We start from the raw sequence: 13868 nt of genomic DNA, 5'->3' as shown, positions 1-13868 counted from the left end.
GCCTATGAGTAATCAAGTAATTAACCCTTCAACGGGGATGCAAGAAATGGTCTTCTCTTTAAACAGTGAGGAAGATTTGCACAATGCTTTAGTTGAAGGAGATAAGTATTATCGCAGACAACGCATAGTACCAGTAAAGGTTCGTGCTCAACAATTGATGGCGATTGCGGCAAGCTTTAGAGAAAATGCTGATAATCTAGCACAAACGGCTACCAATAATATGGGTAAGCTGATTTCTGAAAGTTATGCCGAAGTTGAGGCCACGGCAAAAATCGCAGAATATTATGCTAAAAACGGTCCTCGTGCTTTGGAACCCAAACCATATACTTACGCTGGTGATAAACAAGCAATGGTGCAATATGAATCAACTGGAACGATTGTGGCCATTGAACCGTGGAATTTTCCATATACACAAGTGATGAGAGTTTTTGCTCCAAATTTCTTGTTGGGCAATGCAGTTATTTTGAAACACGCATCAATTGTCGCTGGTTGTGCTTTAGGGATTGAACAAACAATCATTGATGCCAAAGTTGATGCGGCAGCTCTACAAAATTTATTTTTAACTAATGAGCAAGTGGCGCAATTAATTCAAGATCGCCGAATTCAAGGGGTCGCATTGACTGGATCAACTGGGGCAGGTAGAGCCGTGGCTTGTGAAGCCGGACAAGCGTTAACAAAAGTCACGCTGGAACTTGGTGGTAACGATGCATTCGTTGTTTTGGAACATGCAGATGTTCAACAAGCGATTAAAGATGGTGCAACATCACGATTGCGAAATGCCGGTCAGGTATGTACGTCCGCCAAACGATTTATCGTCCATCAAGCCGTTGTTGAGGAATTTACGACTGGCATGATTGAAGAATTTAAATCACGTCGTGTAGGAGATGCCAATGACCCAGATACAACGTTAGCTCCCTTAGCCTCAAGAAATGCAGCTGAAATGTTACAGTGGCAAGTTGATACAGCGATTGAAAATGGGGCAGAAGTATTAGTAGATGGTGGCATGGTTGATGATGAAGAAGGCAACTTTTTCACACCAGTCTTACTCACTAACATTAAACGAGACAATCCGATGTTTGATCAAGAATTCTTCGGTCCAGTGGGGCAAATTTATGTAGTTAAAGATAATGAAGAAGCCGTTAAATTAGCTAATCAATCTCAATATGGCTTGGCCGGTGCGGTTTATTCTCAATCGGTGGGCGAAGCAAAATCTATCGCAGATCAAATTGAAACTGGTCAAGTATTTATCAATCAACCATCGAATGGTTATCCTGAAATTCCATTTGGTGGTGTGAAAAATTCCGGTTTTGGTCGTGAAATGAGTGAGTTAGCTCTCTATGAATTTGCAAATCAAAAAATGGTGGCGCTTGGTTAAATAGAGCGGGAAAACTTACGGTCATCCCGAGAGTAGAACTTAAGATAACGAATGATTTCGAATTTTTGGAATCAAAGTTATCTGTAGTTAGACGCAGTGGGTTGCGAGTTTGAACGCGTTTTGGATAGAGCTATAAAACAAGTGTGATTCAAATCGAATGACATCGGTCATAGCATAAAAATTTGAAGTAAGTTTACTTACAAAAATTTTGTAACTATGTCGAGATGTCAGATTTGAGAACACGAGTAAGAAAACAAGTGTGATTCCAGTTTAATTTGCACCTGAGTATTACAAAAAATGACGAAGTGGGCGGTTTTAGTCGACTAGTCATTCAAAGTAAGACGGAAGGTGTAGAACTTGGGAACACGACGATAATCACTGAAATCAAATTTAAAAATATAAACAAACAACATAATGTTACGCGAGGTGAGGCACAATGCAGAGACAAGAAATGAGTTCGATTCAAACAGAATTAGATGATGCACCGAGAACGTTAAAACTACGCAATAAAATTGGCTATATGGTCGGGGATGTTGGGAATAACTTCCTCTTTGATATGGGCCAACTGTACCTGTTGAAATATTTCACTGATCAGCTGGGATTGAACAGTGCCGTGGCTGGAACTATTTTCTTAGTGGCAAAGGTTTGGGATGCATTTATGGATATTAGTGTTGGTACGTGGATAGATAATCGTACCAATATCGGGAAACGGGGTAAGTTTAGACCGTTTATGCTGTGGGCAGCAATTCCATTAGCACTGTTATTAATTGCAAACTTTACCATGCCAGACTTTTCGGTGACTGGTAAATTAGTGTGGGCCTACGTGGCATATATGTTGTTTGGAACGGTTTATAGTATTTCCAATGTACCATTTGGTTCGATGATTACCGCGATGACTAAAAACAGTCAAGAACGCTCAGAATTGGCCTCGTACCGGCAGGCTGGATCAAATTTTGGTCTGATGATGGCGACTATCGGCTTTATGCCAATCGTGACGGCATTACCAAATGAAAAGATTGGCTACACGGTAGCAGTGGTCGTCTTTGCGATTGCAGGGGTGTTATGTCAGTGGTTTGCCTATGCAAATACAAAGGAAAACTACCAATCAGAACCCAAGCCAAAAGTTTCAAAAGCAGAAATCAAGGAATCATACAAAGCACTGTTGAAGAATAAACCATTGTTGACTGTCAGTATCGTGAACCTATTTACGTTTTCGGCGTTTAATTTGAAATTAGCGGTGCAAGTTTACTACTGTCAGTATGTTTTAAAAGATTTAACGGCAGAATCTTTATTAGGCTTTTTCAGTATTGGTATGGTCTTTGTATCAGTGTTCTTAACACCAATGTTGACTAAGAAATTTGATAAAAAGAATGTTTATATTTTGGGCTGTGCTATCTGGGCAGTCGGTGATATTTTAGGATTCTTCTTTGCCAGCAACACATTTATGCTAGTGTTCCTGACCAGTATCGCGTATTTAGGTAACGGATTTACGAGTGCTTTAAATTGGGCATTGGTGTCTGATTGCGTTGAATACGGCGAATGGAAAACTGGAATTCGCTCAGAAGGACTAGTTTATTCATTCTTCACCTATTTCCGTAAATTATCACAGGCACTGGCCGGATTTATCCCAGGAATTGTACTGGCAATGGTAGGATATGTGCCAAATCAAGCACAAACTGCGACAGCTTTGTTAGGAATTAGAGGACTGATGTTTATCTATTCAGCCACGTTAGCTGTTGTAACCATTGTTGTGATGTGGAAACTATATCCATTGACGGAAAAACGCTATAAAAATATTATGGGCGAATTGTTGTCGAAAAAGAGTTCTGTTTCAGGTGCGATGACAGCAGCTACTCAAGATTAAAATTACTGAAAGGTTAGGTAGTTAACATGAAATATTTCTTAGATAGTGCCAAATTAGACGAAATTGAAATTGCGTACGAACAATATGGGTTTGATGGGGTTACCACTAATCCTAAACATATCATGAACAGTGGTAAATCATTTAATCGTGCGATTAGAGATATCGCAGCGTACGTAGCAGATAAACCGGATTTTCCAGTATCCGTTGAAATTAATCCACACTTACAAACAGCCAATGAAATGATCCAAATGGCCGAAGAAGTCAGTTCCATTTCCAACAATTTTGTGATTAAAATTCCAACTAATCAACAAGGCATAATTGCAGCCCGTCAACTAGAACTGAAAGGTATTCGAACAAATATGACGTTGGTCTTTTCACCAGCACAATCCATTATGCCGGGAAAAATTGGTGCGAAATATGTTTCACCATTTGTCGGGTGGAAAGAAGATTTTGGGGATGATGGTTTAGATTACGTCAAACAAGTAGTTGATATCTATCACACTTACCATTTTGACACTGAAATTATTGTTGCCGCAGTCAGAGCCGCAAAACAAATACAAGATGCAGCAGTGATGGGGGCAGATATTGTCACGTGTGGCTTATCGGTCTTCGAATCTAGTTTTGCTAATCCATACACTGATTTAGGCTTGAAAACTTTCCAGGATGCTTGGGACAATACAAAGACTGAGCAGGTGATTTAATGGCGACTTTAGAACAAATTAGAAAAGCAAATCCGGCGTTAGATATTCGGTCAGTTTTTGATGAAGAATTTGAAGATTTTGGACAAGTAATTGATTTACCGCAACAAAAATCTTTAATGTATTTGTTAGATAAAACTGAGATTCCAGCAGTTAATAACGTCTACGTTCGAGAAGTGGATGAGTGGCTTCAGGAACGACGTGCGGTGATTGAACGAGATTATTACGGTGAACAAAAAATTGAAATTGGATATTGTAATGGTCATAGTGATCATTTAAATGCCTTTGAATTTCATAATTGTTCAGAAATCAACGTCGCCGGCACAGACTTAGTTTTGTTTCTTTCACGACGGAGTGCAATTAATGACATGTGGGTCGAAACAGATGAATCACAAGCCTTTTTCGTACCTAAAGGAACAGCGATTGAAGTCTATGCCACGACATTACACTTTGCGCCATGTGCTGTGGATGCAAGTGGCTTTCGTTGCCTTGTGATTTTACTAGCCGGCACCAACTCACCATTGACAGATCCAGAGCCCAATTCAATCGTCTTCCAAAAAAATAAATGGTTGTTAACTCATCCTGAAAATCAGCGGATGGTCGATAAAGGGGCTCGGATTGGTTTACGTGGTTCCAATTATAAAGTTAATCAGATTACTAAAACAAAAAATCATTGAAAGGACTGATGTTAATGAATTCTATTTTATATTTACCCGTTGTGCGACGAAAATTTGATGCAGAAGCTGCAGGTCAAGTAATGCAAGCTACGTTACAAGAATTAGATCACACTAACTTAGTGAAACCTAAAGAAGCATTGGGAACACCGGAAGAGTTGGCACAGTATTTAAGTGACGTGAGTAATCATCAGTTTGCTGGAATTATTTTCCATAATTTGACGTTTACGGATGCTGAATTTATTAAGCTAGTTCATGAATATTATCCAGAGACGCCAATTCTATTGCTGGCACCTAGAGAACCTAGTGTTGGTGGCTGGCTGCGATTAAACGCGTTGACTGGAATTATCAGTTCGGGCAACTATCTAAAAAGTCAGAAACACGAATTTGAACACATCTACGGCGATGTGACTGAAAAAAATGTAATCAATAAAATTCAAGAATTCACTAAATCTGCCAGTGTGAAACAAGATGTCGAAAATTTGACGATTGGGGTGGTCGGAACCTATCCACCAGGATTTTTCTTTTCGGATGCCAATGCAAAACAATTGCATGCAACTTTTGGTACGAAACTGAATCATTATGAAATAAATCAAGCCTTTGACTTAGCGGATCAATTAAGCGATCCTGAAGTTCACGATGAACTGGAATATGCCAAAGCTAACTTAAAAAATTTAGACCTCAATGCTCCAGAAACTTTTAAATTTGTCCGGTTTGCCGCTTTGATGAAACAATATAGTGAACAAGATAATCTCGGGGCGCTAGCTTCAAGATGTTGGCCAGATTTCTTTGATACTTATCACAGTGCTCCAGGCGCAGTATGGTCACAATTAAGTGATCAACAATTACCAACAGCGATGGAATGCGACATTCATGGTGCACTATCGATGTACATTTTGCAACAAATGAGTGACTCACATGCAGCAACTTTCCTTGGTGATTTTTCAAATATGGATCCTGAAGATAACACGCTAACTACTTGGCATGATTATGGTGCTTATTCATTGGCCAATCCGAAGTATGGGGTTGAAGCAAGCGTTCATCCAAATCGGAAAGTACCAGTTAGCCCTCAAGCCGTTTTGAAACCGGGAGAAGTGACAATGCTCCGTGTACATTACGATTCAGATGGATATCAATTAATTGTGATGAATGGCAAAGTATTAGACACAAAAGCTCAATTTAATGGTTTTTCCGGTAAGGTGCAAATGAAAGCACCGGTGGACACATTAGTGGATCAATTTGTGGAAAATGGATATGAATCCCACTTTGCACTCGTTTACGGCGATTATGCGCAAGCACTGTCAAAATTAGCAAAAATGCTAGGCATTCCATTGGTGAAATATTAAAACGTTCGGCTAGTTATGGGTGAATCATTTTTAAAGTACGCCACTTATTGGCCTAGAGAAAGATTTAGAAAGAGGTAATCATTATGACAAAATTAACAGAGACTTTAACTAACCAATTAGTGGATCAAGCAAGTAGACGCTTATTTAGAGATGATGAGCTTAATCAGTGGTTTACAGGTGAACAATTTAGTGTAGATGTGAAACAGATATCTGCCTTGTTAAGAAACTCAAATGTTCAACGGGGCGACCAAATCCTCGTTTGTTTAGATAATTCGGTCGCTTACTTGACAGTCATGCAAGCTGCCTGGGAATTAGGGGCAGTGGTCCATCCTATCGCGTTTACTACGCCAATTGCACAATTAGAAGTGGAATTAAAAGAACAAGAATATGTTTGTTTAATCATGAAAGATAGTTTTGTGGAAGCATTAGAACAAAAGTCAGAATTTGCCATTGCCAACTTAGAGCTGAATACAATGGCTTCAATGAATTTATTTGTAAGTACCAAGATGTTGAACCGAAAGCATTTAGTTGCTACTACTCCTCAAGAAGATGATTTAGCGATGATCTTAAATACCTCTGGTACTACAGGTAAACCAAAGAGGGTCGGCTTAACGCATCGGTTATTGAATAATGCGGCATTACATGATGTAGTGAGCCATGAAATGACGAAACTTGATACCACCATGGTGATTATGCCAATGTTTCATATCAATGCTCAAGTGATGTCATGTCTGTCAATGCGTTATGCTGGTGGCAGAATTATGACGACAGCGAAATTCAGTGGGAGTCGCTTCTGGCACCAAGTTAGTGATAACCAAGTCACGTGGGTCTCAGTCGTACCAACAATTGTCTCTATCTTGTTGATGAATGACGGTGCCAAGGCTGCCTATCAAGAACATAAGAACAATATCAGTCTCCGCTTCTTACGTTCTTCATCATTTTCTTTACCCGAACATCAATTAGTCGCTTTTGAAGACCAGTTTAATACTCAAATCCTCGAAGGCTATGGGATGACCGAAACTACTAGTCAATCAACGATTAATCCATTTGATGCACCCAAAGTAGGCTCTGCTGGTAAGCCGTTTGGGACGGAATTGGCAATCAACGTTGACGGACAATTACAACGTACGGACACGGAGATTGGTGAAATTTGGTTACGTGGAGATCACGTGATTAGTGATTACCTCGACCCACAGCCAGAATCATTTGAAGACGGTTGGTTTAAAACCGGAGATTTAGGCTATGTTGATGAGGATGGTTATTTATTTGTCAAAGGCCGCCAAAAAGAAATGATTAATCGTGGTGGCGAAAAGGTTGCTCCAGCGAAAGTTGAAAGTGTTTTGAGTGACTTAGCCGTCATTAATGAAGTGGCTGTGATTGGTATGCCAGATGATTTGTATGGTGAACAAGTTACGGCGGTGATTGTTAGTGATTCACAACTTGACGAAGAAACACTGTCAGAGCAAGTTATTGCATATGCCAAGAATAATTTGGCGACTTTTGAACGTCCAACTCAAGTATTCCGAATTAGCGAATTTCCAAAAAATAATACTGGTAAAATTCTAAGACCAAAATTAAAAGAAATGTTGGTCATGCAACACGTGTAAAATTAATATGTATTTTTATGGGTTTTTGTATAATACAATTAAAATCTAGGATTGATTTTTAATCTCGTTAGCAGTATATTAATCGTGTACGATTAATTAAAAGGAGTTTTCGATGATAAGTGAAGATTTGAAATTAACCAATCAACTGTGTTTTTCGATTTACAATGCTAATCGGTTATTTAATAAGTTCTACCAAAAAGCGCTTGAACCCTTCAAAATTACGTATCCCCAATACTTAGTTTTGCTATCACTTTGGGAACGAGATCAGCAACAATTACAAGAATTAGGTGCTGAGATTGGCCTATCTAGTAATACACTGACACCGCTGCTCAAAAGACTTGAAGAAAAAGAGTTGATTACTCGTGTTCGACCTCAAACGGACAAGAGACAACTAGTGGTTTCACTCACCAATGCCGGAGAAACCATTCAAGCACCCATTGTTGAAGCGATTGCTAATTGTATTCCTCAAGACCAGTTTGATATAAATCGATATCGTCAATTACTCGAAGACAACAAAAAATTAGCGGATAAATTACAAAAGCAACTAGAATAAATTGCTGTCAGTTTGGACAACAAATTAAAAAGACACCATAACGAGATTTCAATAAATCCAGCTATGATGTCTTTTTGTATATACCAAATTATTTATTAACCATGAATTTACGGGTTAATTGTTGTAGAGGTGATTTGAGTAAGAAATAGACAATTATCATGCCAATCCAAACGCCACATGCATTCGTAATTAGATCATCGACTTCGACCCAACGTCCAAGATGGACAAGAAAATTGATAATCATTTGGGTACATTCTAAGAAAAGGCCTGTGCCAATCCCTAATAAAACCTTGTGACTTATTTTGGTTGGTTGAATAATTAATTGGTAGAAGATGCCGGCTGGTACAGTCATCAAGACGTTCATCCAAAACGCAGTGTCTAACGATTGAAATGGAATTAAATTGAAAATAATACCATCAAACAAAAAATAATGGATTTCATGAGGTGAGGTGAACCCAAAAGATACCGGGGCGAAACAAATCCGACAGATGAAGAAAGCATAAACCCAAGCACCAATTAGTGTCATTTTGGGGAATAGCGTATCATGACGTTTAAAAATGAGATAAATGAGAATAATTATTAGAATTAAAAAAATAAAAATAAATGGTATCCATTTAAGCATGGCAAGGGTTCTCCTAATATAGTGATGATAGATTACAGCCAAAAAATTGGAAATTATGGTAAATTTTCGATATAATTTTTAACATGAATTTAATTGATACAAATATGCGCAAATCAATTAATAATGAAGATGAGAGAAGTGAGTGATCAAATGGATACGCAAGATACCACGGAACTAGCGCGTAATTTAAAGAATCGACATGTTCAATTGATAGCCATTGGAGGCACAATTGGAACTGGATTATTCTTAGGCTCGGGCCAATCTATTCGATTAGCGGGACCATCAATTATCCTAGCATACATTTTAACTGGAATGGTATGTTTTTTACTTATGAGAGCGTTAGGTGAATTATTGCTCTCAAACTTAGGCTACCACTCATTTGTGGAAGCTGTACGTGAATACTTGGGAGATACAGCTGGCTTTATTACTGGTTGGACCTATTGGATTTGTTGGGTCACAATTGCCATGGCCGAAATGACCGCGATTGGTATTTATGTTCAACTTTGGCTGCCGGGAGTTCCCCAATGGGTACCAGGATTAGTATTTTTAATCATCTTATTAGGTGTTAATTTAATTACTGTTGGGGCCTTTGGCGAGGTTGAATTTTGGTTCTCATTAATTAAAATTGTAGCCATTATTGGCTTGATTGTTGCCGGAATTGTGATGCTCATCGTGAGTTATAAAACGCCATCTGGACATGTTACCGTCGCTAACTTGGTCACTCATGGTGGTTTCTTCCCAACAGGGATGAAGGGCTTTTTGCTCTCATTTCAAATGGTTATCTTTAGTTTTATTGGTATTGAAATGGTAGGTATGACTGCCGCTGAAACTCAAGATCCTAAAACAGTGTTGCCTAAAGCTATCAATGACATTCCAATTCGAATTATTATTTTTTATGTTGGAGCACTCTTTATTATTATGTGTATCTACCCATGGAATCAGTTGCAAGCATCACAAAGCCCATTTGTAATGGTCTTTAAAGATATTGGAATTACAGCTGCCGCAAGTGTGATTAATTTCGTCGTGATTACCGCGGCGGCCTCAGCATGTAATAGTTCACTGTACACCACAGGACGGATGTTAGCAGAATTAACTGCTTCATCAAAAAATCCGAAAGTTCGTCGAATTAGTAAATTATCAAAACACCATGTACCGGCCAATGCCTTGTACGTGTCATGTGTTATTATTGCTATTTCGGTGGCGTTGAATTATTTAATTCCTAGTCAGGTATTTACTTTAGTTTCAACGGTTGCAACGACTTGCTTTATCTTCATTTGGGGCATTATTATTTTAACTCACTTGAAATTTAAGAAGACCGAAAAAGGTAAAAAATCTGAATTTAAGACACCATTTGCACCAGTCAGTGATTATTTCATCTTAGTTTTCTTGGCTGCAGTGGCTGTCATTTTGTGCTTTAAGCATGAAACCTTAGTCGCACTGATTTTGTCAGTCGTCTGGTTCTGTGTCCTATACTTTGTTAAAAAACATAATGATAAAAAAATTGCATAGTTGCATCTTTCAAGTCGATGATAAATCGGCTTTTTTTGTTGGCTAAATCTTATTCTTTTGAATGCGTCAGCGGTTGTGGTATAAAGTGAGTATCAACTGTGGGAGGTTAAGTAATATGGCAAATCAACATCATCGCCCTGATTGGGCGGAAAAGTCACCGGCGCTTCGTGAGTATCATGACCACGAGTGGGGTGTAGAACAACATGATGATCAGAAATTATTTGAAATCTTGAGTTTAGAAACATATCAGACGGGGCTCAGTTGGGAAACAGTTTTAATGAAACGCGATGCTTTTAGAAAAGCGTTTGATAATTATGATATTGATCAAGTTGCGAAAATTTCAGAAGGGGTCATCAATGATATGATGGAAAATTCAGCAATTATTCGTAATAAGCGAAAACTTGATTCAACTGTGAACAACGCCAAGGTTGTTCAAAAAATTCAATCGTCAGGTCAAACGTTTGATCATTATTTATGGAGCTTTGTTGATGGTAAGCCACAAAAAATTGTTCGCGACGCTGATGGTGGTCGAGTGGTTGAAAATGAATTGTCACAGCAAATGGCTAAACAAATGAAAAAAGATGGCTTTAAGTTTGTTGGGCCAGTCACACTGTTTACTTATATGTTTGCCATTGGGATGTTAGTCGATTAATTAGTCGTCATGTACGGCTTTTTATTTTTGTATTAATTTAGTTGTATTATGCAAGTAAATTAATTAACTTTATAAATGCATTTTGCTGCAATTTAGCGTACTTAAATTATATAAGCTAAAGGGGGCAACAACAATGATAAATCGACCCAGTTGGGCAGAAAAAACAACTGTTTTACAGGAATACTATGACGATGAGTGGGGATTTGAAGAACACGATGATCAAAAATTATTTGAAATTCTATGTATGCAATCTTACCAAATTGGTTTAAGTCGCCAGACGGTGTTAAACAAACGAGATGGCTTTCGTCATTATTTTTGTGAGTACCGGATTGATAAAGTGGCGAATATGGGAGATGCACATGTCAAACTAATGCTCATTAATCCAGAGGTAATTCGTAATCGAATGAAATTGGAAGCGACAATCAACAATGCTAAAATTATTTTAGAGATGCGTGAAAATGGGTTAACCTTTAATAATTACATGTGGGGGTTTGTTGAATTTCAGCCATGTAAGTTGAAGGTGTCAGCAGATGAAAGGCTACCTTCGCAAACTAGATTGTCTGCGAAAATTGCCAAACAAATGCATAAAGATGGGTTCAAGTTGGTAGGGCCAGTTACAATTTATTCGTTTATGTTAGCGGCGGGGATGATTGATGCCCGGTTATAAAAAAATAGCCTCAATACATGTGAAAAGCCACTGTATTTGAGGTTATTTTTAGTAAATCAATAAGACAACTAGTAATTCGAGAAAACTATAGGTGACGTATTGATGTTTCATGTTTGGAAAGTTATGCATGCCAAACCAGCCAAGGACTACTAAGAGAATCGCCAAAATGGGTCTAACCGAGATTGATTGAGTTAAAACTAAGATGATAAAAATGATGGCGCTAACTGTATTGGTAATTGAAAAAATAAAGTTGTTTTTTTCAACAAAGACCGGTGTTAGGAACAAGGATGATAAGAAAAATAACGGAATTAGTGTTTGAATGAACGGCCATGAGAGAAAATGCACTGACATGAAGGCAATCGTGGCTGGAACGCTGACCGTCACTAACAAACTATAAATAATCAACCCATATTCATTTTTTAGTTGTGCAAAGCCGATTTGAACGATTAATAAGAAAATTGGAAGCAGAAGTAATAATAAAAGTAATGTGAGGTTTCCTTTGATGACACCGGAGAACGCTAAGATAAAACTGGCCAAGATGGATAACATCGCAAACGGTGATTTAAAATTTGAACTAAAAATCAGAAACGATGAAATGGCAATCGTAGCTGCGTATAGTCCAACCAGCCACAAGTTAAATTCAAATGTAGCAGTGGAGACGCCTTTGGCATATCGAATGGGAATATAAAACCAAATGCTGAGTTGAATTATGAGGGAAATAATGAGTACTTTCCAATTGATTTCTCGCCATCTTGAAATAAGTTGTGTAAACACGGCGCACCTCTGAGTAATTTATTTATGTTATATGTTAATTAATATTTACCGTTACGTCAATTGGATTCAAGATTATTAACGGTAAATTAAATTGATTCTAATACTAACTTTATGTTAGGATTGTAAAGTTATAAGTCCATTCCCGATAGGATTCACGCCTGTGAAGATGCCTTGTAACCGCAATTAGAAATTCATCTGGAATGAATTTCAAACCGCAAATAGGGGGAATTTTTTTATGTCAGAACGACATTTATTTACATCTGAGTCAGTCTCAGAAGGACATCCGGATAAAATTGCTGATCAAATTAGTGATGCAATTTTGGATGCGATGTTAGAACAAGATCCACATGCTCGTGTTGCCTGCGAAACATCAGTTACTACCGGATTGGTGTTAGTTTTCGGTGAAGTATCAACCTCTGCTTATGTTGATATTCAAGGTGTTGTCCGCGATACAATCAAAAAAATCGGCTATAACGATTCAAAGATTGGTTTTGATGGAGACACTTGTGCCGTGTTAGTAGCATTAGATGAACAATCACCTGATATTGCTCAAGGAGTCGATGAAGCTCTTGAACGTCGTGATGGTGATGTTGATCCACTCGACCAAATTGGTGCCGGTGATCAAGGTTTAATGTTTGGTTATGCTACTGATGAAACACCTGAATTGATACCATTAGCGCTTTCGTTGAGTCATAAGTTGATGCAACGAATTGCTAAATTACGTCATTCTGGTGCGTTGAAATATTTGCGTCCTGACGCAAAGGCCGAAGTTACCATCGAATACGATGATAACAACGTTCCAGAACGTGTTGATACGGTTGTTTTGAGTACTCAACATGATGAAGAAGTTTCGTTGGAGCAAATTCGTAAGGATGTCATTGAACAGGTTATTAAAAATGTCATTCCAGCTGAATTGTTGGACGATAAAACCAAATATTATATTAATCCAACTGGTCGTTTTGTGATTGGTGGTCCTCAAGGGGATGCCGGATTGACAGGACGTAAAGTGATTGTTGATACTTATGGTGGTGCAGCTCATCATGGTGGTGGTGCCTTTTCTGGTAAGGACGCAACGAAAGTTGACCGTTCAGCTAGTTATGCCGCTCGTTATATTGCCAAAAATATCGTGGCCGCTGGTTTTGCCAAGAAGGTTGAAGTTCAATTAGCCTATGCAATTGGTGTTGCACAACCAGTTTCCGTTTCAGTTGATACATTTGGTACTGGAACGGTCACAAATGCTGCGTTAACAGAAGCTATCCGCCATAACTTTGATTTACGTCCACAAGGTATCATTCAAATGCTTGATTTACAACGTCCAATTTACAAGCAAACTGCTGCTTATGGACATTTTGGTCGGACAGATATTGATTTACCTTGGGAACATCTTGATAAGATTGATGCACTAAAAGAAGAATTAGCATAATTATAAAAAGGTTTGCCATTAATGCAGACAAAAAACTCTCTGAGGATGTCGCTACGCTCCATTCCTCGTAACCATATCAAGAAATAAAACTGCCCTCAAGATTT

At 38.3% G+C, this 13868-nt stretch carries 13 protein-coding genes and 1 riboswitch; of the genes, 11 read left to right on the top strand and 2 right to left on the bottom strand.

Annotated elements, in window-relative coordinates:
* Window positions 1-4: 4 nt before the first annotated feature.
* From FFM59_RS02740 to FFM59_RS02710, 7 genes are all read left to right on the top strand, one after another.
* Window positions 5-1375: an aldehyde dehydrogenase family protein gene (locus FFM59_RS02740; RefSeq protein ID WP_137601537.1), complete on the top strand. Its 1371-nt coding sequence runs from the start codon at window positions 5-7 to the stop codon at window positions 1373-1375.
* A 436-nt stretch (window positions 1376-1811) separates the two neighbouring features.
* Window positions 1812-3239: a glycoside-pentoside-hexuronide (GPH):cation symporter gene (locus tag FFM59_RS02735; protein ID WP_137601536.1), complete on the top strand. Its 1428-nt coding sequence runs from the start codon at window positions 1812-1814 to the stop codon at window positions 3237-3239.
* Between the two features lie 26 nt (window positions 3240-3265).
* Window positions 3266-3940: a transaldolase family protein gene (locus tag FFM59_RS02730; RefSeq protein ID WP_137601535.1), complete on the top strand. Its 675-nt coding sequence runs from the start codon at window positions 3266-3268 to the stop codon at window positions 3938-3940.
* Window positions 3940-4614, top strand: a complete 675-nt coding sequence (locus FFM59_RS02725; protein ID WP_137601534.1) for a DUF4867 family protein — start codon at window positions 3940-3942, stop codon at window positions 4612-4614. Before FFM59_RS02730 ends, FFM59_RS02725 begins: the two co-directional genes overlap by 1 nt.
* 14 nt (window positions 4615-4628) lie before the next feature.
* The gene (locus tag FFM59_RS02720; protein ID WP_170175907.1) at window positions 4629-5957 is read left to right on the top strand and encodes a hypothetical protein; all 1329 of its coding nucleotides are present in this window, start codon (window positions 4629-4631) and stop codon (window positions 5955-5957) included.
* A gap of 83 nt (window positions 5958-6040) precedes the next feature.
* A complete protein-coding gene (locus FFM59_RS02715; protein ID WP_137601532.1) occupies window positions 6041-7564 on the top strand; it encodes an AMP-binding protein in 1524 nt (507 codons plus the stop codon).
* 115 nt (window positions 7565-7679) lie between these two features.
* Window positions 7680-8117 (top strand): MarR family winged helix-turn-helix transcriptional regulator, encoded by a 438-nt coding sequence (locus FFM59_RS02710; protein ID WP_137601563.1) that lies wholly within the window; start codon window positions 7680-7682, stop codon window positions 8115-8117.
* A gap of 88 nt (window positions 8118-8205) precedes the next feature.
* Here the strand turns inward: FFM59_RS02710 and FFM59_RS02705 are convergent, their stop codons facing one another.
* Window positions 8206-8739: a VanZ family protein gene (locus FFM59_RS02705; protein ID WP_137601531.1), complete on the bottom strand. Its 534-nt coding sequence runs from the start codon at window positions 8737-8739 to the stop codon at window positions 8206-8208.
* 129 nt (window positions 8740-8868) lie between these two features.
* On the opposite strand from FFM59_RS02705, the gene FFM59_RS02700 reads away from it, so the two are divergent.
* The 3 genes from FFM59_RS02700 (at window position 8869) to FFM59_RS02690 (ending at window position 11567) form a co-directional block, all read left to right on the top strand.
* Window positions 8869-10248 (top strand): amino acid permease, encoded by a 1380-nt coding sequence (locus FFM59_RS02700; RefSeq protein WP_225420276.1) that lies wholly within the window; start codon window positions 8869-8871, stop codon window positions 10246-10248.
* Between the two features lie 115 nt (window positions 10249-10363).
* Window positions 10364-10900 (top strand): DNA-3-methyladenine glycosylase I, encoded by a 537-nt coding sequence (locus tag FFM59_RS02695; protein WP_137601530.1) that lies wholly within the window; start codon window positions 10364-10366, stop codon window positions 10898-10900.
* A gap of 133 nt (window positions 10901-11033) precedes the next feature.
* Window positions 11034-11567 (top strand): DNA-3-methyladenine glycosylase I, encoded by a 534-nt coding sequence (locus FFM59_RS02690; protein WP_137601529.1) that lies wholly within the window; start codon window positions 11034-11036, stop codon window positions 11565-11567.
* A gap of 48 nt (window positions 11568-11615) precedes the next feature.
* Here the strand turns inward: FFM59_RS02690 and FFM59_RS02685 are convergent, their stop codons facing one another.
* A complete protein-coding gene (locus tag FFM59_RS02685; RefSeq protein ID WP_137601528.1) occupies window positions 11616-12341 on the bottom strand; it encodes a hypothetical protein in 726 nt (241 codons plus the stop codon).
* Between the two features lie 123 nt (window positions 12342-12464).
* Window positions 12465-12579, top strand: a riboswitch (SMK box riboswitch).
* Here FFM59_RS02685 and metK point away from each other — a divergent pair.
* Complete coding sequence (metK, locus tag FFM59_RS02680; protein WP_137601527.1) at window positions 12577-13764, top strand: methionine adenosyltransferase; 1188 nt, start codon at window positions 12577-12579, stop codon at window positions 13762-13764. It overlaps the preceding riboswitch by 3 nt.
* Window positions 13765-13868: the final 104 nt, after the last annotated feature.

This window comes from Paucilactobacillus nenjiangensis (assembly GCF_005405445.1).
GTDB classification, from domain to species: domain Bacteria; phylum Bacillota; class Bacilli; order Lactobacillales; family Lactobacillaceae; genus Paucilactobacillus; species Paucilactobacillus nenjiangensis.
The sequence above is the reverse complement of the archived record's forward strand: the minus strand, read 5'-3'. Positions and strand labels throughout refer to the sequence as shown.

Coding starts and splice junctions, on each gene's coding strand:
- FFM59_RS02740 (WP_137601537.1), top strand. CDS start 5: ATGAGTAATCAAGTAATTAACCCTTCAACGGGGATGCAAGAAATGGTC.
- FFM59_RS02735 (WP_137601536.1), top strand. CDS start 1,812: ATGCAGAGACAAGAAATGAGTTCGATTCAAACAGAATTAGATGATGCA.
- FFM59_RS02730 (WP_137601535.1), top strand. CDS start 3,266: ATGAAATATTTCTTAGATAGTGCCAAATTAGACGAAATTGAAATTGCG.
- FFM59_RS02725 (WP_137601534.1), top strand. CDS start 3,940: ATGGCGACTTTAGAACAAATTAGAAAAGCAAATCCGGCGTTAGATATT.
- FFM59_RS02720 (WP_170175907.1), top strand. CDS start 4,629: ATGAATTCTATTTTATATTTACCCGTTGTGCGACGAAAATTTGATGCA.
- FFM59_RS02715 (WP_137601532.1), top strand. CDS start 6,041: ATGACAAAATTAACAGAGACTTTAACTAACCAATTAGTGGATCAAGCA.
- FFM59_RS02705 (WP_137601531.1), bottom strand. CDS start 8,739: ATGCTTAAATGGATACCATTTATTTTTATTTTTTTAATTCTAATAATT.
- FFM59_RS02700 (WP_225420276.1), top strand. CDS start 8,869: ATGAGAGAAGTGAGTGATCAAATGGATACGCAAGATACCACGGAACTA.
- FFM59_RS02695 (WP_137601530.1), top strand. CDS start 10,364: ATGGCAAATCAACATCATCGCCCTGATTGGGCGGAAAAGTCACCGGCG.
- FFM59_RS02690 (WP_137601529.1), top strand. CDS start 11,034: ATGATAAATCGACCCAGTTGGGCAGAAAAAACAACTGTTTTACAGGAA.
- metK (WP_137601527.1), top strand. CDS start 12,577: ATGTCAGAACGACATTTATTTACATCTGAGTCAGTCTCAGAAGGACAT.